The organism is Pantoea sp. PvP021, assembly GCF_054056055.1.
The window spans coordinates 145,263-166,797 of sequence record NZ_JBSRXX010000004.1 but is presented as its reverse complement, the minus strand read 5'-3'; the positions used below and the strand labels follow the sequence as shown (position 1 = coordinate 166,797).

At 45.4% G+C, this 21,535-nt stretch carries 13 protein-coding genes and 4 pseudogenes; 2 read left to right on the top strand and 15 right to left on the bottom strand.

Translation table 11 applies throughout. The annotated features are described in order from the left end of the window. The 7 genes from ACVKSX_RS13890 to ACVKSX_RS13860 form a co-directional block, all read right to left on the bottom strand. Positions 1–1,332, bottom strand: coding sequence for a TrbI/VirB10 family protein (locus ACVKSX_RS13890; protein WP_163762599.1), 1,332 nt, complete (start codon positions 1,330–1,332; stop codon positions 1–3). Continuing rightward, a complete protein-coding gene (traK, locus tag ACVKSX_RS13885; protein ID WP_307378544.1) occupies positions 1,329–2,060 on the bottom strand; it encodes a type-F conjugative transfer system secretin TraK in 732 nt (243 codons plus the stop codon). The genes ACVKSX_RS13890 and traK overlap by 4 nt, the downstream gene beginning before the upstream one ends. Continuing rightward, complete coding sequence (traE, locus tag ACVKSX_RS13880; RefSeq protein ID WP_163762597.1) at positions 2,044–2,613, bottom strand: type IV conjugative transfer system protein TraE; 570 nt, start codon at positions 2,611–2,613, stop codon at positions 2,044–2,046. Before traE ends, traK begins: the two co-directional genes overlap by 17 nt. Before the next feature lie 12 nt (positions 2,614–2,625). Next, positions 2,626–2,934: a type IV conjugative transfer system protein TraL gene (traL, locus tag ACVKSX_RS13875; protein ID WP_163762596.1), complete on the bottom strand. Its 309-nt coding sequence runs from the start codon at positions 2,932–2,934 to the stop codon at positions 2,626–2,628. 9 nt (positions 2,935–2,943) lie between these two features. Then, positions 2,944–3,279, bottom strand: coding sequence for a type IV conjugative transfer system pilin TraA (gene traA / locus ACVKSX_RS13870; RefSeq protein WP_132499782.1), 336 nt, complete (start codon positions 3,277–3,279; stop codon positions 2,944–2,946). A 215-nt stretch (positions 3,280–3,494) separates the two neighbouring features. Continuing rightward, the gene (locus tag ACVKSX_RS13865) at positions 3,495–3,962 is read right to left on the bottom strand and encodes a transcription termination/antitermination NusG family protein (protein ID WP_163762595.1); all 468 of its coding nucleotides are present in this window, start codon (positions 3,960–3,962) and stop codon (positions 3,495–3,497) included. Between the two features lie 287 nt (positions 3,963–4,249). Beyond that, positions 4,250–4,654 (bottom strand): relaxosome protein TraM, encoded by a 405-nt coding sequence (locus ACVKSX_RS13860; RefSeq protein ID WP_163762594.1) that lies wholly within the window; start codon positions 4,652–4,654, stop codon positions 4,250–4,252. Positions 4,655–6,001: 1,347 nt separating this feature from the next. Between ACVKSX_RS13860 and ACVKSX_RS13855 the strand changes: the two are divergent. After that, a pseudogene (locus ACVKSX_RS13855) lies at positions 6,002–7,171 on the top strand (IS3 family transposase); the annotation flags it as partial. A gap of 145 nt (positions 7,172–7,316) precedes the next feature. Here ACVKSX_RS13855 and ACVKSX_RS13850 read toward each other — a convergent pair. From ACVKSX_RS13850 to ACVKSX_RS13815, 8 genes and pseudogenes are all read right to left on the bottom strand, one after another. Beyond that, positions 7,317–7,649, bottom strand: a complete 333-nt coding sequence (locus ACVKSX_RS13850; protein ID WP_163762674.1) for a helix-turn-helix domain-containing protein — start codon at positions 7,647–7,649, stop codon at positions 7,317–7,319. A gap of 311 nt (positions 7,650–7,960) precedes the next feature. Continuing rightward, a pseudogene (locus ACVKSX_RS13845) lies at positions 7,961–9,071 on the bottom strand (IS3 family transposase). Between the two features lie 715 nt (positions 9,072–9,786). Then, complete coding sequence (locus ACVKSX_RS13840) at positions 9,787–10,740, bottom strand: Rpn family recombination-promoting nuclease/putative transposase (RefSeq protein ID WP_163762593.1); 954 nt, start codon at positions 10,738–10,740, stop codon at positions 9,787–9,789. Positions 10,741–11,061: 321 nt separating this feature from the next. Next, a pseudogene (locus tag ACVKSX_RS13835) lies at positions 11,062–11,449 on the bottom strand (recombinase family protein); the annotation flags it as partial. A 183-nt stretch (positions 11,450–11,632) separates the two neighbouring features. Beyond that, positions 11,633–14,488, bottom strand: coding sequence for an RHS repeat domain-containing protein (locus tag ACVKSX_RS13830; protein WP_163762592.1), 2,856 nt, complete (start codon positions 14,486–14,488; stop codon positions 11,633–11,635). A 723-nt stretch (positions 14,489–15,211) separates the two neighbouring features. Then, positions 15,212–15,514, bottom strand: coding sequence for a phage holin family protein (locus tag ACVKSX_RS13825; RefSeq protein WP_132499777.1), 303 nt, complete (start codon positions 15,512–15,514; stop codon positions 15,212–15,214). Beyond that, a complete protein-coding gene (locus tag ACVKSX_RS13820; RefSeq protein ID WP_132499776.1) occupies positions 15,511–15,909 on the bottom strand; it encodes a putative holin in 399 nt (132 codons plus the stop codon). The genes ACVKSX_RS13825 and ACVKSX_RS13820 overlap by 4 nt, the downstream gene beginning before the upstream one ends. Before the next feature lie 1,350 nt (positions 15,910–17,259). After that, positions 17,260–18,306: pseudogene (locus ACVKSX_RS13815) on the bottom strand (integrase core domain-containing protein). Between the two features lie 826 nt (positions 18,307–19,132). Here ACVKSX_RS13815 and ACVKSX_RS13810 point away from each other — a divergent pair. Then, the gene (locus ACVKSX_RS13810; RefSeq protein WP_132499775.1) at positions 19,133–20,158 is read left to right on the top strand and encodes a RepB family plasmid replication initiator protein; all 1,026 of its coding nucleotides are present in this window, start codon (positions 19,133–19,135) and stop codon (positions 20,156–20,158) included. Positions 20,159–21,535 lie beyond the last annotated feature (1,377 nt).

The following is a 21,535-nucleotide window of genomic DNA, read 5'->3' as shown; positions in this document are numbered from 1 at the left end:
CTATTTTCCGGGAACAGATAATGGGCCGTTGAGGGCATCAGCAGAAACAATATCGCCAAGCTTGAACTTTTTAATATCGTTGATTGTATTTTGCGTTTCATGTCCTGCCGCACTGACTTTTTTTTCCAGTGCTAATTCTGACTTCTTCTGTTTCGCTTTTAATGCCTCCGTAATAGTCTGTATCTGTAATCCATCATTAAATACCAGTATGACATCATTACCCGCTCCAATCGGAATAACCGGATGATATTGTTCAGCCCGTTTAATATAATATTCAGAAAGCGTTTTGGCCGCCTCACCGGTGCCTCCACCTATACCGCTGCTCATGATTTCCCCGGCTCCCGGAGAGGCCGTAGCTCCCACACCTACTGTAGTTGACCCGGCACTTTCAATACCTTTGCCTATCCCGTTAAGGAAACCAGCCCCCCAGGCAAAGCCAAGCACCTTACCGTTACGCATGACCACTTCACCCTTAATACCGTTTTTCCCCATAAAGGAAACATGCCCTTTAATTTCCTGGTCAATAACGTCTTTCCCGATATTACAACTCAGTTTTCGCGTCCTGATCTCCGCACGTTCACTGGATACATCCCCGTAAGCTTCCAGTGTGACGAAACAGCCGGTTAGATCGAACTCGCGGTCATTAGGCATCTGTACTTTACCTGTTAACCGTAACTGCATCGGAGACGTATTCTGTGAACCGGTAACGGCTGCATTGGCATCAGCTCCTTCTATCACGACTGATTCGGCATAACTTCCGGAAGGAATATAGGGGAAGTGAAAAGAAGGCTCCTGAACTGTCTGACTGAACGTCAGCCTGCGAAGACCATTCTCATGCGGCTTGACCACTATCTGTCCTGAAGGGGCGTAGCCCATACCATCATACCGGTAATTATTTTGCCCCTCCTGTGCAGAAGGGAAAGCATTGTCATCAGCTTTAACTGCATTGCCCTGAGTGCTCTCACCTTTATTGCTGGTCATTGCCTGTACAAAAACTGAATTGGTTTGTTGCAGGTCAGTAACCTGTTTTTGCATGCTGGCGTTGTTATCAGACAACGCCTTGATTTCACGCTCCATTGATCTAAATTTTTCGTTTACCTCTTTGCCGACACGCTGCGCTTCCGTTATGGCATTCTGCTGAACCTTATCATCGAAAGTGGCATTAACTACCCCCGTCATATCCGGGGCAGGTTCACCCGGAGGCGGAGATGAAACCTGTCTTTTGGCCGCAGTGATATACCACGCAGTCCCCCCGCCGCAAAGCCCCAGCACAACTACGGCCACCACTATCGCTATCTGCTTCTTTTTGGCCTGAATGTTTACGTTTTTCACTGACTCACCTCCAGGTCACGTATCAGATAAAGCGAAACGGTTGCTCCGGCAGGTAATACAGCAGAACGGGGCCAGAACATGACTGACCGGACACCACTTTCAACATAGTCATGTTCATTAAGCGTGAGTCCCCTGGTATCAGGATTAGTCAGGCGGTATTTCTCAATCCGAAGATTACCGCCATCCCATACCTGAAGGCGTTTTGCCCTGACCGGTGCTGCCAGACGAGTATCCCGCTCCTGATTATCAACCAGTGAATAACCATCAGGCATGGCCCCGGTAAATACGCCTTTGTTGAGAGCAAGCAGAAGAGATTCATATGGAGTCTCTTTTTCCCATGCTTTTGTTGACGGATGAACAACCGGGCTGAGTGGTGAAATACGGTATACTCTGCCCTGTCCTTTAACGGGCGTGGCCCTGACAGAAAATACCTGGCCGGATTCCGTCTCGACGACGAAGGTAAAAGGTTTATCAGTTACAACGCTGAACATCACCGCACCGTTTCCGGTTTTCTCCGGATCTGGCACATCGCTTTCCTTACTGGTTAACGCAGTGATCCTGTCCCCCTGAACCATCAATACGTTGGCACTGTCCCTGCTGACAGATACAGTGAAAGTGCTGCCGTTCTCACCGCGAAGCTTTGCCGGGCCAGTGCTGGCAAATACAGTATTGACAGCCATCAGGCATAACAGGCCGGGCACCAGGAAAACGCTATTTCGCTTTCGCATCGTCCACCTCCACAAATTTCTCAATGCTGGTAACACCGGCCCGATACATGAGTTGCAGCCTATAATGTTTAATCTCCTCTAGCGGTTTACTGTTACCTATCCATGTTTTCAGAACACCACGAATATCAACAATGCTGGCCGATGGGTGAACTTTAATAGCGGTCTGATAAAATGCAGAGGTGACCGCATTTTCCTTAATCCGTTTAGCTTCAGCGGCCAGCACTGGCGCAAATTTTTCACGGGATTCGACACGAACATAGAACAAAAGGAAGTCGTGGTTCATATCAACTGTTTCAGGAGAAACATTCAGTCGCAGTGAGAGAAATGAAAGAGCCATCATCTGAAGATAAGTCGCACTGGCCTCACTCTCCGACACGACAAACGGCGCATCAAATGCCATCGGCACGACAATTTTCTCACGCTTGTTAACCAGCATCCGGTTTGTTACCTCCAGATAGATGTTGCTGATAAGTGAAAGTGCAAGGAAAAACAACAATCCGACAAGAATGTAGCCAACGACCTTATTAGCGGAAACCTGAGCCTTAACGGACATAATTACCGCCTGTTATTTTATCCATTTTTGAAAACTCGAGTCAGGAATGGCCTTGTAAACGATACGAAATATCTCAGTTGGTAAATACCAGTAAAGCATATTATAAAGCCACATACTCCCTCGTCCCTTTTTCAGCCAGCGAATAAAAAGCCATATGGTTATGCCATAGATCAGACCGCCTAATGCATGTTTAAAGAAGATTGAAATGAGAAACGGGGGAACAGCGGGAATAAACTCATCCAGTGGCATACCAATTATTCGCATCTGATCTCCTAGATTTTTTGGAAAGCGATACTTTTTCAGTTCATCTCCCGATTCCATGTCCTCCCCTTATATGCCAATAACAGCGGCAGCTATAGTGATGAATACAGACAACACAATGACACCAAAGAGAACTTTGATATTTTTGGTTGCCACATAAGCAACAATCGCAGTAATAACCTCACCAATCAGCAGCCAGGTCATGATTGAGGAATCTTTACCGAAAGTATCCTTCACCGTTTGATCACCAGGCTTCAGCAGATCATCAGCCCGACAACCATGCACAAAAGCCAGCAACAAAGTCAGAGTAAGAGCAGAAATGAACATGCAACGATGATTCGCTGGATAAACTGAAAAAAAACCAAAGAAACTAACCAATTTTTTTTGGCGGTAAACAATATTCATTTTTTATTCCTCTGTTATCAAATGAAACAAATTCACTTACTTTAATGCATATTGAACAAGAACCGGATAAAACAGGAAATGAAAGCTTTATAATAAAGAACAGGTATCCCATAGAATGAAAGATGAAAGGTGCACTGCATGCATGTGGCAATTCGGGCCTGTCCGAAAATTTAATAACTTTCCATCAACAACAGCACAGGTCAGGAAGCTATCATTTAATGTCTGACTAAAAAATCATCGCTCTGAAGGAGTTTCAACAATTCTACCTGTCTCTCCAGCGGTCCGGAAATAGTGTAAATCCGCTGAATGGATGATATTAATGCAGCCGAAAAGTTTGTGCACTGGACACAGTTACCGGAAGGTTCGAAACGTAAATTATGAACACACTTAAGTGCATTTACAATGTCATCATTAATTACACACAATTTTTCACCAGTAGTCAGAAAGTAATAAATGCCGTTAATATCAGTAAATTTTCCCGGATGGATTACTTCCAGGTCAAAACGAATAAACAGGTAGCCGGGAAATAATGGCTTCTGAGAAAACCGTGTGCCACCGCAATCTTTTCTGCGAGTAATGCGTGTTTCAACTGGTAAATAGCACTCACTACTCAGCATCGTGGCCTGCTTTAAAATTCTCATCAAATTTTTACTCTGGCAATGCGTAATGTACCATCTTTCCATAGTTGTATTCCTTTCAGACAAGCCCCCCCATTTCCTCGCCGCGGAGAAAGACTTTTTACTTGATTTCAATGGCCAATGTTAAAAGTAAAACCCTTCAGTGTCAGACATCCTTTTTACACACAAAACACTCCATTTTTTATTTAATGAATTCAGCTTAAGCGTAGAACACAAAACATCAACATCTTTCCAAAAATTAGTTTTTTACTTTCAAAAAAGAACAAGCACAGATAAATCAGTTATTTAATTAAAATAAAACTAAGTATTGACACCACTCAGCAGCTAATGCTTTATTCTTCATCAAATATCTCACTGAGCTTATTTTCTGTTTTTCTTCGTATCATTGATTTTAGATCATGAAAACCGTAGGAATTTTTGTTTTTTAATTCATCCAGTTCCCCAACCATCTGAAGGATAGCAGCTGAGGCGTAGGAAGTCTTAAGTACGTTTTCCATTAGAATTCTGTTGAACATAGCAACTTTTTTTGCATCATCATTTTCAGGCTGATCATTCTCACCATTCTGCTTCTTTCTCTGCTGAAATTCATAAACCTGCAATCCCAGATTCAGCAGCATTGCTGCAACTGAAGAAAGGTTAGCTTCATTTTCGTCAACACCATGATTTCTTTCAAGATTGACTATAGACCTGATTTTTTCGAGATTAGCCTTAGTAATATAAATCTGTGCCCTTGGCATTCTTAACTCCTGTTGCGCATTAGAAAATATATATTCTTTTTATAGACCATCTATCATCAATATTGTTGCCATTACATCTTCTTCCCCCACAATTTTAAACTTCAAGTCCAGCATCAGAGTCCTGACAGACTCTTTAAATCATAAGATCAACATAATCTAATGAATTATAATAAAAAGACAAGCCACTCCAGGGAGTCTTTTAAGATTCGAAAAACAAAGAATAGGGTATACCTTTGTTCACGTTAAAAAAACGTAAGCACTTGTTGGATGGGAGATTTGCAGGAGTTTAAAATCCTGCGTCAGGTGTGGTGATTTCAGGAAAATAAGCAGGCGTCATCTTTTATTGGGATTAATCCGGTTCACTATCTGCCCGAAAATAAATCTTATGTCATTTGACGAGGGAACTAAATCAACAGGAAATCTGGAAATAAAAAACCTACATTTATTTATATCATGCTTTTAAATAACTCTTCGATTAACGCAACCCATTCCATCCCCCGCCTTTAACACCGGCATCTTTACTCTCTATCTGTTTACAAGAGCGTTAGCAATAGCTACTTTGTGCTGAACTGAAATTTGAATGCTCTCAAAACTTTTTAGTGACATAGCTCTCAGTCTATTCAAGCAACCTAATAAATCTCAAATCACCTCCCCCGGTTAGTTCTTCAATTATTTCACTTTGGCAGCTCTTGCTCTGCCGGGAAAAAGAAAACCTGACCATTTCCTCTACTTATAATCTGCTTGTTATTCCATTCACAAAATTCAAATCAGGGCTTTATATTCCGATTCGGGAAAGCCACAGCGTCAAATTTATTCCACCCCCCCCCTTTCTCTCAGATAAATGGACGAGCATACTCTCTTTAAAGTCTCAATAATAAAAATCCAGGCGGAGCTTCTCTCCCGGTGATTTAATAAAGATTATTAAAAGATAATTTCTTATGGTTACAGAATATAAATCAGTATATCCCTGACAGTAGGTAACGTTATTTTCTTCCTAACACCATTACGGTTCGAATAAATAGCCAACAGAAACGCTGTAATTTTCGAAAGCCAATACGGTAACCTAACCCTTCTACCGATTTTAGTTAATAGAAAAGGAGGGAAGCCATTCCAGGCCAATAAACTAATAACATCATCACTGACGGTACATCTATCAATAACCCCCCCTGCGCTTAACTATAATACTATGTAACTACATTATGAAAATAAATTAGATGATTTACTGGCAAACCCGATTTTAAATCTGTTCTTAACCGTCCCTCAGGCTGCATTATCATTACATGGGGTAAATAGGATGCTTATTGCGATAAAGCTTTCAATCGCTGGCATTGTAGTGGTTTACTTAATATGGTCACCAGAGCAGAGGTGTACGGAGCACCTCATAACAACACAGGTGAACCAGATAAAAGAAGACCTTCCAGTCCTGAATTCAGATTTGAACCCGCTCATCTGGTTGTCGACCAACATTACACTGTCTCTGACGCTGCTGATGCTATGGATGAGGGTCTTTCTACAATGTCGAAATGGGTAAAAAACTGCGTGATGTGGGTCAGGATAAAACGCCAAAAGTCTCCCCGGTAACTCCGGGACAAACCGAAATATGTGAGCTCAGGAAAATTACAACGCACTTGAGTTGAGAACGAAATATTAGAAAGGCTACTGCGCGCCTGATGTCAGACTCCCTGTACAGTTCCCGATAATCGGGAAACTCCGTGCGCGTTATCCGGTGACGACACTCAGTCATGCGTCGGGGATTCATCACAGCAGCTACAAATACCGGAAAAACCGTACTGAAAAGCCAGACGGCAGACACGCTATATGACGAAGCCACACAACATCAGTCATGGCTTCGCTGGGGAAAGGAGCATTGCCACAATGGTACCCCGGAGAGACTATCTGGATGGGATACTGGCTGGCTCATTAAAGTACCGGGGCTGGTCAGTTGCCAGCAGTCAGCTTATTGATATAAACGTAACGACCATGAAGACGTCGATATACCGAATCATCCTGAACGGCAGTTCGCGGTGACAGCGCCGAATCGGTGAGGTGCGGCGACGTGACGTATGTCCGGACAGGTAAGCCCCCGGCATACTATGCAGTTGTTCCCGAGCTGTTCGCGAGGAAACCTCTTGGCAGGGCAATGTCGTTTTCTCGGGATAGCAAACTGACGGTCAGAGCGTCAGAAAAGGCACGGGAGGGTGGAGGAAAGCCAGTCGTAGTAATGTTCCACAGCGATGAGGGTAACCACCATACAGGCATTTCCGGCAATTACTGTGGCGTTACCGGATCACACAGAGAGTGAGCCGACGTGGAAACTGCTAGTATGACAGTCCGATGGAGCAGTTCTCCAGAAGCCTGAAGAATGAACGGGTACCAGTGACAGGCTATGTAAGCTTCAGCGAAAATGCCAATGAAATAGCAGACCCTGGTTCTGGTTATTAAAGCGCACTCATGCCGCACGGATATAATGGCGGGTTATCACCTGACGAATCGGAAAATCGATACCGGAAAACGCTAAAGCTGTGGCCAGTTTTTGTTGACCACTTCGCTTATCTAAGGGCAGTTAAATCTGGCCAGAATGCTTTAATCCTGCAGGTTAAGACCTGAAGCCGGGCCTGATACAGGCCCGTATAAAAATATTCCTGCGCAGGCGCTCAGCCGATTACGGACCAGATGATATCTCATACGGACTGGCTTTACGCGATATACGGGGACGCCGTCGCCGATAGCGTTCAGGCCAGATCTGGCAGGCAGGGATTCCGATAAAACGGGCAATTATCCGCTCCCCTTTGGGCCAGGGGGTGGTAAAGACGTTAGAAAGGGTACCAGGTGCAAGACCTGCTTCCGTTGAGAGCCGCACTATGGTTCCGCCTTTCTTTTTTACCGCGGCAAGAATGTCTGCGCGGTGCCAGTCGGAAAGCGGTGGTGCTTCTGCGTACAGGGGCTGTACGTCACATGTCTCTCGTCCGGCGGTCAACCCTTGTTCAATGCACATTTCACACATAGCGTTGCTCCATGGTGGCGAATCGAACAGGGTTGACAGACCAGATAAGCACATTCTGGCGAACGCGCCCGGAAGACAACAAGACATCCGGACAGCGTTCCCCTGCCCGACCCGCCATTGAAAATGGCGCAGCCGTGCAGCCCGCCGGTAAAGGCGGATTATGCTTATTAAGGGCTGTCAATCCCTGCAGCCGGAACACCCGGCGGCAGCTGAAGGATAGCGTAACGTGACGCGTGTGACAATCCGGGTATTCCGGATCAATTCATATAAAATGACCTGCCCCCCAGGATTAAATACAACCTTCAGTTAGTAACGTCGGTTGGTTTTTCTTCATATTTCCTGTTTCGCCAGTCCGTTGCGAATTCAGCTGGTGTCTGGTAATCCAGCGATGAATGGGGAAGGCACTCGTTATAATCCTGCCTCCTGTCATTAATCGTTTTCCGGGCATGAAGAATATCGCTGAACCAGTGTTCATTCAGACACTCATCGCGAAAGCGTCCGTTAAAACTCTCAATAAATCCGTTCTGCTTTGGCTTACCTGGCTGGATAAGCCGTCGTTCCACACCATGCTCAAAGACCTATTGATCGAGCGCGCGGCAGGTAAATTCCGGGCCCTGGTCGGTTCTTATTGTCGTGGTATAGCCCCGAAACAGCGCGATGCTGTCCAGAATACGCGTGACCTGAACGCCTGAAATACCGAAAGCAGCGGTGTACGTCAGACACTTCTTCGTGAAATCATCCACACAGACCAGGCACTTGATCCTGCGACCATTGGCCAGTGCGTCCATAACGAAATCCATCGACCATGTAAGGTTCGGCGCATCCGGGCGCAGAAGCGAAAACCGTTCGGTCGCCAGCCCTTTACGGCGTCGTCTGCGTTTTACGCTCAGTCTATTAAGGTGGTAAATACGGTATGATTGACGTGAAGGCCCTCCCTGCGCAGCAACTGCCAGATGCGGCGATAACCAAAACGTCTGCGTTCAAGCGCCAGCTCAGTAATACGCCCTGATAAATGTGCATCAGCACCCGTACGCTGAGCATCATAACGGCAGGTCGACAGGGACAAGCCTGTAAGCCTGCAGGCACGACGTTGCGACAGACCGGTCGCATCACACATCAACACCACGGCTTCCCGCTTATGGCCTGTCGTCAGTACTTTCGCCCCAGAGCTACCTGAAGCGCCTCCTTATCCAGCATAGCTCCGGCAGGCAGCTTCCTGAGTCTGGCTTTCTCTTCTTCAGGCGACTTCAGGCGCTTAACCACGGGCACCTCCATACCGCCATACTTCTTACGTGAGATGTAAAAGGTAGCGTCGGAAATGGCGTGCTTACGGCAGAGCTCACGGGCAGAAACTCCGGCTTCAGCCTCGCGGAGGATACTGATGATCTGTTCGCCGGAAAAACGCTTCTTTATGGGCATGTCCTCATGTGGCTTATGAAGACATTACTAACATCGCGGCGTATTAATCAACGGGAACGAATAAAGTATGCAGGCATGAATGATATGAAGCGCTCGAACGCTTTAATTATCAGCCTATCTATAATGCTCACAAGTAGCAGGCCGGCTATTGCAACAACGGAATTTAACTGTCCGGAGCAGTCTGGACGCGGCATTTTACAATGCTGGCCGGCAGGTCATACCGGTGATGGCATGACTGAACGGGCGCGTGCAGGAGCTTGAGATGCTTCTTAACCTCGGTGGATGGCAGATGACCGTTGATGGACTTTCCGGGCTTTATGAGCTGAGTGCAGAAAAACCTGAAGAAACTATTACAAAGGGACAATGAGCGCAGCAAATACTCTCTTTAACTGACTTTAAAAACAACGTTCACTGACATCCAGTGGATGTCTGTCGGAAGCAAAAGCAAAATACGAAGCATGAAGCAATGCTGCCGGTGCTCAAAATATATCGGAGCCTTTCACTGTGTGTGCAGGACTATTCAATGTGCTCTGGGAAGACTGCTGATAAAGGCATTATGGCGGCCTCATTCCCGATTAAACGTGGCTGAGGCCCAGGATATTACTAAAGGTGCAGAATGACCTGGGTGTCACCGAATGTCGCTGCTGGGCGACGACAGGGTGGTGAGCATGACGGCTCAGCAGCACGGCCAGAAAAACTATGGCATCAGTTAGTGGCGGATTTGTGTCAGATCGTTTTCCGTCAGGCCGGTCATTTTCATGATGGTACTGCGATCGATACCGTTCTGCAGCATGGTACGCGCAACTTCGAGTTTGCCTTCATTTCTGCCTTTTTCAATGCCGCGCTGTTCACCCAGCTGAATACCTTGCTCGATACCTTTCTCAATACCCTTCTCAATGCCCTTTTGCTCAAGCTGCTGTGCGATGGTCATGAGTGCGTCTCCGTATTGCGGCACACGCTGTGCCAGTTCGCGAACAAAGGCTTTGGCGTCTGACGTTTCGCCTGCCTGTAAAATATAGTGTACCAGCGATATCACTTGTGATGAAGAAAGATATCCGGCCAGCAGAATGGGGGCGAGCCTGTCCACCAGTTCAGCCAGGTCCCGCTGACGAATATGCTTCTGCAACAGGGTCAGAGCGGCCATGCTGCGATGGTCCGCGATTTCATCATCCGGAATGACCGTGACATCCACCAGGGGAAAGGCACTGCAATAGAGGTTTTCAGCCAGCGCCGGGTCATCGAACTCATCGAGCCAACGCGTTGAGCAGGGATAGGGACTGCGCCTGCCGGTATAGAACAACATCGGTATCACCAGTGGCAGCTGTTTATGGCCAGCTTCAAGGTGCCGCTGCATAGCCGCAACAGCGTACCGCATGAGCCTGAACGCCATATGACTGTCAGGGGTGGACAGATGTTCGACCAGAACATGTATGTATCCATCACCTGCTGTGGTCTTCAGGCTGTAGAGTACGTCGCTGAAATATTGCCGGAGGTCATCCTCAACGAACGAACCGGATTCCAGCTTCAGCGTACTGAGGTCACATATAGCACGCAGTTCTGCGGGCAGATGGAGTTCCATGAAATCACGGGCGACGTCCGGATGTGTCAGAAACTGCCGGAAAGTAGCATCGTGAGAAGTTGGTGTGCGGTTTTTCTTCTTCATCGGTTCCGGCTCTGGAAATTAACCGTCGCATGTTATCACAGGCAAAAAAGCGTCTGTATTGATGGTGAAAGCACCAGCCACTCCCGCAGGTAGGAGTACGGGTTATTTTTAGTATTTAAGGACATGCAACGTCATCGCATAACCGTTAATAACTGAAGCACAACCACTGTCCGTCGCGGGTCTCAGGTCGTAAAGCCAGAGGGGTGATGGAATTATAAAAACCCTGCTGTGCTGCAGAAAATTGTTATAGCTATTAACAAAACAGGTAGCAGAACATGGCGATGAAGGCAGTGTCGATGGTAAGCACCTCGCCGTCGTGGGAATCCCTTCCATCTGGCGCTCCCGGCGAAGGTTGGTTTCAAATTCAGCGAAAACGCCCGGCATATCGAGGAAGGTTTTACCTGCCGCCGGGCGCGTGTCCACAGACTGTTCTGTTACCCTGAGCATTACACCCTGCTGATTCAGGGTATACACGATATCCTGCAGGTCCTTAATGCTGCGGGCCAGGGCGATCCACGCGGGTCACCATCAACGTATCACCGGCGCGCATGAAATCCAGCAACAACTGCAACTCGCTCCTTCCGGTCCGGCTGCTTCCGCTGGCTTTTTCTGCACGAATGATTTCACACACGGCAGCGCGGAGAATTTGTGTCTGCAGGGTAAGACCCTGGTCACTGGTTGAAACGCGCGTATAACCGTAAAGTGCCATAATGATAAAAACTGTTTCGTTTAACTCCTGATAATGAAAACGTAACACCATGATGAGACAAAAAAACCAAATGAGACAGAAAAACTGTCTCACCGGATTGATTGTTTTGGGACTACTTTAAGTAGACATTATTATCTAATTACTCATACCCCATGAGAGCAATGAAAAATGATGGTGCCTGAATCAACTCGTATATACCAAAGACGCCTTGTTTTTATTGAAAACTCTCTTAGCTCTTTCATAAGTTACTTTTTTTAGCAGAGGATATTCATCCGCGTACATGTCGCGGGCAAAATCGTTCCATTCACTTTCACTTTCAAATTGACCAGCCATATAATATATAAACTGTACCGCCTCCTCTTGATCCTCAGGAGGCCGTGACGTAGGATTTTTTGTGAACTCTGCTCGAGTAATTTCCGGGTCTGCAGCGTTATTCATCCTCATAAGTAACTCTGCTGATTTTCCTGTCGGAAGACGCTTCTGTTGTTTATCGATAATATGTTCAGTCCATTTATGTAAGTCTGAAGTTACATTTTGGAGGCAAAAATTTTCAGAATCTAAATCTCTGGTAAGGTAAGGAGTCAAAAAATCATATAAATTCCCTCTCTCATTTTTCTGATTAACTAAATCTTTAGGTGGTCGCCTGAAACCTTTTGATTTATGCATGATATTGTTTCCACCGGAAAGAGCGCCTTCAGGCTGTAAGTCAATATAAAAAGAAGCTAATTTAGTCATCGTTTCGTTAAACTGTTCTCCTTGTAACGTGCGCATTCCACCTCTCCCTGTTTCAACAATTCCCACCAGACGATCAATAATGTTAATAATTAGTTCGTTTTTAGAATCAGGAACTTTCAACCGGGACTGACTGTCTGATTCAGATGCGCCAACAGCACCATTAACAGTGGATATATCGTTTGGGGAATTGCGCTCTCTTCTGCCGACTCTAATTGAATTTAATCTTTTGAACATCAAGCCATTATCATCAATATAAGATCCCGGATTCCCTTTCACCATCTGAAATAGATTAAGTCCATCTACCGTCCCCGCCGGGTCCGCACTCAGCCAGCGTCCCACCCACGGTTGGTAGTACCGGTAGCCGTAGTAGTACAGTCCCGTCGCATCACGCTCCTTGCCCGAGTAACGGATGATTTTGTAGTTCGCCTCCACCGCGCTGCGGGCTGTCCACACCGCCGTGCCCCCGTACGGATAGTATTCCTCTGTGCTGATGATATTTCCCTCACCGTCCACCTCCAGCCCGCTGCTACCGGTCAGGTTGTCGTAGCTGTAACGTAGCTGGTCATTGCTGATGCCGTCCGGCCTGCCTGATGTCCAGTGCAGCACCCGCACTTGAGCCTGTCCTGCCTCCCCAATACTAATGGACTGCAGGCTCTCCGTTTGCGTATCGCCGTTTGTTGTGTTCCGCAGCTCCAGACCCGGCAGGTACAGCACCTGCTGCGCTTGCACGCTGTTGTTTGTCTTCTGCATGCTCATCTTCAGTACGCGCTGGCTGCTGCTGTCATACCGGTGGCTTTCATGGTCGGACACATCGCCATCACGCACAACCGGGGTCACCTGCAGCAGCTCATTACGCGGCGTCCAGACCAGGTTCTGCCCTCGCTGCAACTGCGTCTGCTGCCCGCCTGCCGTGAACAGTGCGTCCACCTCTGCCGGATTTTCCGTCAGGGTGCTCAGCACACCCCTGTTGCTGCAGTTGCTGACAGTGATTCTGATTGTGTATCCGCTGCCAGTGGCCGGGGTATGGCGGACCTGCATCAGATTGCCAGCGGTATCATAGGTATAAGTGCGGGTGTAGTTCGTGTACGCGGTGCTGTCAGTGGGAAGGGGTGCTGTGGTTTTTGGTAAATGGCTGCCCTGCTGACCGATATTCGCCATCTCGCGCCCGGTGGCAATAACCAGCTGATACAGGCTGTCGTATATGTACGTGTTCTCCGGTACCACTTTCTGCTTGTGCCAGAAGCGGGTCTCTTCAGAGTCGTTGCTGACTTTCGAGACGTTGCCCACCGGGTCATACTTATAGCGCAGGTCCTGCAGCACCTTTGCACCTGTGGCATGCCCGGCCAGGCGCTCCGTTTTAATGCTGCTCAGACGTTGTGTTTCAGGCTCGTATATGTAAGTCGTCACTACGCCGTTACCGTGCTCCTCGCGAAGCTTTTGCCCGGCGGTGGACCAAGTCAGCGACTTCACGATAACTCGCTCCGTGCCGCCCTTCATGGTCAGCCAACTGCCCGACAGCAGGCCCGCCACGTCGTACGCCACGCGCTGCTGGTTGCCTTTCGCATCCGTGGTGGTCACTACCGCCCCGGTGGCGTCAGCGGTGGTCAAGGTGGTAAATGTCTCAGCGCCCAGCAGGTCATTCCATAGCGATACATCTTCTTCCTGCCAGTCGGCTACGGCGTCAGGATTATCCGCATCCTTCAGCAGGCGACGGGTGACCGAGAGCAGTGCGCCGGCAAGAGCAATACTGTCGGTCTGCATCAGGCCTGCCGTGTCGTAATGACTGACGCACACACCGGACAGATTCAGGCCTTTCTCCACATCACCGTTGCCTGCGTATACGAAACGCTCTGTGATGCGAGCGGTTTCACCGACGATCTGCTCCGTAATGCTCACCGGACGTTCCGGCAGTTCTGCATCCTCATACTGCCAGGCGCGGGTTACCGCCTGGCTTCTGTCTTCCGTACCGTCATCAGCGGTGCAAATATTATTGCTGACCGCGATAAATGGTCGTTCTGCGGCATCGTTCAGAGTGACGGTGGTCCCGTTATCGACTCCCTGCGTGCGCAGAACCCTGCCAGGCAGGTCGTTGAGGTACATGAAGTTCACCAGCCCGGCATCATGCAGGCGTGGGTCGGTGCTCTGAGTCAGAAAACCGCGGGGGTCGAACTGGTGGTAGGTGATGCGCTCAACAGTGATGTCCGGTGTATCCGGATGGCGGTGGTACTGCAGGGTGCGAACGGTAAGGCCGCGGTTGTCGAGGACCGTGATCGTCGGGGTCATTGTGAACAACGATATGTTCATAGCGTTCTCCTGTTTTTGTGATGCAGCCAGTCAGGCTGCAAAGAAAATCATACAACAATCAGGATGGTTTCGCGTGGCTGGGTACTTTCAATGCGGGATAGAGAAAGACCGTATGCATATAAATTTCATTTGCAGTTATTGTGAGCCCGGCGGAATGGATTGCGGGCCGGGCAGGATAGATGCGAGCCTTTGTCACTTAATTTGAGCCGGTGCATTTTTTATTAGCAAGTAATGTGAGCAGAAATTTGTGCTGACTGTGAGTCGGAGGGATTTCGATTGCAAGCCGTTACAGCTAATGGAGGTTGGGAAGTCTGATCTGAATTAACGCAAATGGACGGCTACCATTCATGATGGATAACAAAGAAATTTGGTTAAAACGTATAGGAAGTCAGCCTTGATAACTTCCGGAAACTGGTGACACACCCACAAAAAGCAATAAAAATGAGATCAACAATGACTACTATATAAGCCTGATGCACATCATAATGAAATTAATAAAAAAGATAAAATGTAAGCCTGATGACAGGAATGTTTCGCAGGAAATATATATATATGGATGGATAGTACAAGAAATTGAAATTGGCCGGATGCCTGCAACGCTAACCATACAGCTACGTATCAGTGATGCCGTATTAATTTCAAAATTAATTATATACAACTGGCACTTATTACCAGAACGCTTCCGGCCATTTTTCTCAAAGCTGAATTAAGACACCCGTGAAATTAATTTTTTTTCCAGGTACAAGTCCGGTGATATCTTTTTTGAGCAACTTTTGCCAGGTTCCCTCTTGCTTTCAGTATTGAAAAGCAGACAAACAGGTTAAGTGCTATTTCTGCTGGATCAACATTCAGATAACGTCCCCATAGCAATCTGAATGCGGTCCAACCCGATGCAAGGATAAGACAATATGCCAAAAATGATATTCTAAAACTGTAGCGTCCGGTTTTCTGAAAAAACATAAGCCGCCAGCATATCAAAAGACATATAGTCGCGTTCAGATAAATTGAGATATTCTCTAGGCTCATTTCCAATCATTCTCCTGAAAATATGAAGGTTTATTTTTTACGTGAGACATTACTTTAAGAAGTGTACTGACACAGATTGCCGATGCAAATAGTGCTCCGAGTGCCGGTGGAACAGCGATGCTAATACCTGGATCTATTTTTTGCAATACTGAATTAATAACCCCAGTCAAGATTTCTGATGATATCCCCGCGCTATACACTCCTCCTAAAAAAGATATGATGGCAAATAAGCTCTGTTTCCAAAAAATATAGTTGTTTTTGGATAATACGTAAAGTGCAGCACCAGCAAGTGAACATACCAGCACTGGGGGGGTCACTTGCGGGAAAAAAGTATTAAACATCTCCTGCGAATTCAAGGCAATAAAATTTTTTGCATATATGTATTTATCACTCATGGCTCTCCCCTTATTAGTTTCATTGCAGTAGCATAAATCAGGAAAGATTTTAACGGATTGCAAAACCTGATAGTATCACCGCTTTTTTTAGATGTCGCATATCATGTATTTCTTAAAATAATCAGATTCATAATTCGGAAAAATGATTAGTTTTAGGCCTATATTTTATCAATGATAATTTAAATGAAAGATATAGGGTTTCAGTCAAAATATTTTCCTAAATTGGTGCATTTAAACCCCTCACCGCTCTCAGGCTAAATATTTTTAAATCATGCGCGACAGTATCCTTTTTAAACTAAAAATGGTTATGTAACGGTTTCACAATGTTGTTGACAGGAATGCCAGGTTATAATCACTTCAACTGAAAAATTCAAACTTCACGCTTCACGTTTTTTAGCGTCTTTGAATTTCTGAAATTTAATTAAGATACCCCCCCAGACATAATGGTCGGTTTCTCTGGCACTATGCAAGATTAACCCGGAAAACCAACGATTTATGATAATTAATCTATTGATGAATAATAATTTTTGTGCAATTTTTATAAATAGAAATCATGACCGTAAATGAACATATAAATCTTGTCATCGAGTGTTTTTAACTTAGTTAAATAATTAATTATTAACTTTTTTCCTTTTTTTCTGACGAAGACATACTAAGCTTATTTTGAAGCAGATTGACCCTGTAACTTAAATGCTTTGCATTGCCTCAGAAATCATAAAGCCCCCTTTATGCTTTCTGAGGTTTTTTTTCTGAATTATCTCTGATGGATAGGTGAACTCATTCTTATCATCCAGACCATTATGTATCTATTACCTACCTGAGTGATAATGATCCTAATTTAAAAATAACATGCATTGTCGATGGCACGGATTATGCCAGCTTCACAGCTTTATTATTTTTATCTGTCTGCCATACTTTTTATATAAATCAGTAATGAAAGTTACCTTTTCAATTAACCGCCTGATCTAATCTCTGGCACGGTCTGCATACTTTTCAGAAGTTTACCCGGCTCTTTTTAGTAATTTCAGGCTGACCAGTTTGTATAGGCACTTAGCGCTGATTACTTCTGCTGCTACAACAATTGTGCAGTTGTCATCTTATCTCATGCATTCATCTTTTTCATATGACATTTTTAGCTGCCTGCATCCTCTATAGTAACTACAAGCATAACAGAGTGTTTACAATCAAGCCGCAGCTTAGTATTACACATCCGGAGTATTAACTGTTCCGGAGGATAAAGTGTTTACAAATCTGCACAACGGGTTTGCTTTTCAGCTGCCCTGCCCCGCGGTATCAGATACCAGACCACTCAGTCATGTCGGCTTGTTGATCTTTTGATTTTCTGTTTCTTCAGCCCGCTGCACATTCAGATGGTGTACTGTGGTTCAGCGACGAATGTGGACTGCACTGGCTACAGTCCTACCGACTGTCATGAATAATTTTCCTGATGTCGACAATATTAATGGACCAGTGCTCATTCAGGTATTTATCAAGAAAGCGGCCATTAAAGCTCTCAGTAAATCCGTTCTGCGCTGGCTTCGCCGGCTTGATTAAGCCTGGCCTGACATCATGCTTAAATGCTCACTCACTCAGCGCGCTGCAGGTAAATTCCGGTCCCTTATCGGCTACCATCGCCGCATGCATGATAGTACTCAGACAGCCAGGGCAGTCCGGAATGCGTGTCACCTGAACGCCTGCAATAACCGGATGCAGTGGCGAACTTCACTAACTCCTTCATGAAATTATCACCACAGATAAGGTACTTATTCCGCGACCGCTGCCGTGTTCATAAACGACAAAATTTACCGGCCGGGTCAGATTTGGTGCATCCTGACGCAGAAGCGGAAGCCGCTCGGTTTAGCCCTTAGCGACGTGGCCTGCGCTTATGCTCAGACTGCTAAGGTGACAGATGCCTTAAAACCTTTTGTGAAGAACGTATAGGCTCTTACGCCGCATAAGCTGCCAGATACGCCGATAATCAAAGCGGCGGCTTTCAGGAACCTGCTGAGTGATGCGCAGAGACAGGTGCGCATGAGCAGCAGGACGTGGCATGCTGAGAGGGGCAGCTCTGCCTGCATGCAGGCCCGTCGTACGACAGGCCAATTGACTCATACACGACTTCCACGATGCGGTTTGTGACCAGTTGTCAGATCTTCAGGCCCGGAGACACCTGAACCGTCTTTTAATTAAGTATGGTTTCAGCAGGCGGCTTCTGAGACGGGCGTTCTCCGCTTCAGGTGACCTTGGCTGCTTCACTTTGGGGATTTCCATGAATTCAGACGTCCTGTGATATGTATAAAAGGCAGGGGTTTAATTAGCATGCCTGCGTCAGAGCTCCCGTGCCGTGATGACGGCACGGATCTTGCGTAAGATGCTGATGATCTGTTGTCGTAAAATCCTTTTTTCATGAGAACGTACTTATGCGACTTATGAAGACATGACTCATATTGCGGCGTGTTAATCGATTTGGAGCATGTCAAGCGCGTAACACGGAGTGACGTCTACGGATCTGGTTTCAATCGACAGGTAAATCCGGTTTCAAAGACCTGAAACCTACTAAGCAAGCAGGTCCTTCGTGCCCGCATGCTGGTGTCTACCTTTTATTACCGCAGGCCAGATAAATGTTGTGTCTGAGTGCTGTTCTATACATATATGAGTTTCGTCAGATCATTCGATAAGCAGAGTCAGCAGTCTATCAATCAGAATTATCACTTTTCAAAACTAAAACGCATATTACAGGCTTGGAAAATGCTTTGAAAACCACCAATAGAATACATCTAATGATGTGCACCTCGCCACATCGCTAGTGTTTTATCTGACGCGTTGGATGTACTTGTGATTTTGGTCTCAAACCATACTTATCCACAGCTTAGATCCCAATAAATAGATCCTTATAAGATCCATTTAAGATCCAAAAGAGATCCCCGATCTCTTCAGGCTGCGCCAGCTCTGGGCTCAGAGGGTGATCACATAAGCTATAATTAGTAGAACATAAACTATAGTTAGATCACAATAAGCTATACAACGTCAAATATAAGCTGTAAAGAGCGATAAATATAAGCTATAGTCAGTGCGGCATAATCTTAAACGAGGCTTCTGTGGATAACTATTCTCCTGTTGCATCATGGCATTACCGTCAGGTGCAAAAATTCATGTTTGAGTAATTCACAGCAACGATCTTGTGATCGGTTTTCGATCTTTACCAATCACCCTGGGAGTCTAGATGGAAAGCGAATCCATTGATTTTAGTAAGTTATTTCAGGAAAAAGACAATACGTCTGGTGAGCTGGTTACACTTACTCCCAACGCCAATAATACGGTTCAGCCAGTGGCTCTGATGAGGCTGGGGGTTTTTGTTCCAACTCTTAAGTCACTGAAAAATAGCAAGAAAAATACATTTTCTACTACTGACGCTACAGAAGAACTTACCCGTTTATCTCTAGCAAAAGCCGAAGGTTATAACAAAGTAGAAATTATAGGTCCCCGACTCGATATGGATAACGATTTTAAGACCTGGGTAGGCATTATCCACTCATTTGCGAAACACAAAGAGCAGATTGTAGGTGATAAGGTACAGCTATCATTCGTGGAGTTTGCAAAGCTTTGCGGCATACCCTCAAGCCGTTCTTCCAAGCAACTCAGGGAACGTATCAGTCCCTCTCTCAGACGAATTGCAGCTACAACCATATCGTTTACATCAAATATGGGTGACGAGGCTAAAGAGTACACTACCCACCTTGTGCAATCTGCGTTCTATGATACTAAAAAGGATATTGTCATTCTGCAGGCGGATCCTAAGCTTTTTGAGCTTTATGAGTTTGATCATAAAGTACTTTTGCAGCTTAAAGCGATAAATGCTCTTAAGCGTCGTGAGTCCGCACAGGCGCTTTATACTTATATTGAAAGTTTACCCAAAAATCCGGCACCCATTTCTCTGGCCCGCTTGCGTAACAGGCTTAACCTGCGCTCTCCCGTTTTTTCACAGAATCAAACTGTCAGAAGGGCTTTGGAGCAGCTTAAGGAGATTGGATACCTGGATTACAGTGAGGTTCAGAAAGGGCGAAATGTGTCGTTCATTGTGCATAATCGCAACCCAAAGTTGAAAATAATCAAAAACGTGGAAGAAAGCCCGGAAACGGCTAAACCCATCAAAGGCGGACTCAAACCAGAACTTAGTGAAAAGCTAAAAATCCTTGAAAAACTTGGGGTTACGCTTGAGGATCTGGAGACCCTTTTCAAAAACAAGTAATCATATAAGCTGTAATGAGTAAACCGTAGGTATCAACTTGTGATATAGATTTGCTTACTACTGTTTATGTGATTAACGTAACTTGCTGTTTTAAAAGATTTTTATTTAAATTCTTCACAAGATAAACACGAGAATTACTCTTCATAGTTTATGTTTTACTCTTCATAGCTTATGTTTTACTCTCTGCAGTTTATGCTTTTAAGTGAAAATATGCTGATCGCTCACTATAGCTTATGTGGTGCTCACTATAGCTTATGTTTAAGATAGTTACTGGTAGGCTGTGACAGCCTGAACCTTGTAATTAATTCGTTGCATGATAACTGGTGCTCCGCTATAACAAATACATTCCCTCATTACAGCTTATATCTATTGACAGTGTTAAATCTGAAACATGGTAGCCATGTTAAAAATTATTAAATTTGTTAAGGCAGTAACCGTATGTTAAATATGAGTTTTTATAAATTTATAACGATGCCCGTGACATAGGAGTGCATCACATAGTTGCCAGATTTTATCAGTAACCACCACTGGCATGCTCTCTCCTCATCATAGCTTATGTATAAGCTATGATGAGGAGAGAGCATGCCAGGATGTATATCTGTTTGTTTTTAAAGCAAGTAAGGACCATCCCGATAACAAGCTATGTGGCTACTGCAACCTGTTTAAGCATGGCCCAGTAACAACGGTTATTTTTAAGCAATTGATTTTTAAATGTTATTATTAACATAACGTTAAAATAGATTATCCTTATCACTGTGCGATGCTTAACGCATCCGGGCGACAGAATCTATGTTTTCATGTCAGTAGTTATATTGCCGCCTGAGTATACCTCCATGTTGCGGCGGCCGTTTCTGACCACTTGTTGCGTCCTATAGGAGGTTGTAAGTATTTAAGTCGCGTCCTTCTCAATTCCAGTACTTCACTGCAAATGAGCAAAGCCCGCTATTCTGAGCTCTCTTAAGTAGCAATAATACTCATGATAAATACGCTCTTCTTTCGTTAAGGGAAACTGACAGATTTATCTTCGCTATTGGGTATTTGTAATTTTATGAGGAACTTAAAAACTGCTATTTCTCCTGATAACTGAAGCAGTCTCTAATCTGCCTCTTTTCGCTGCATATCTATGATTTCATTCGTCTGCTGTTTGTCATCATAAGCGCATCTTAATACAGGCACCTTACTGAATGAACCTGACAATTGTCTTCTGAAAAGCCAGGGCCGGGGTTCCTGCAAGCGAAGCCTGCCTCAGTTATGCTCATTCAGATGACATAATATTCTGCAGCATACTGGCTGAAGTTTTTATTCAGGCAGAGGGATAGTTACACAGGTAAATATTTTTAACTTCATGATTATTATGACCTGATAATTTTTAATAAT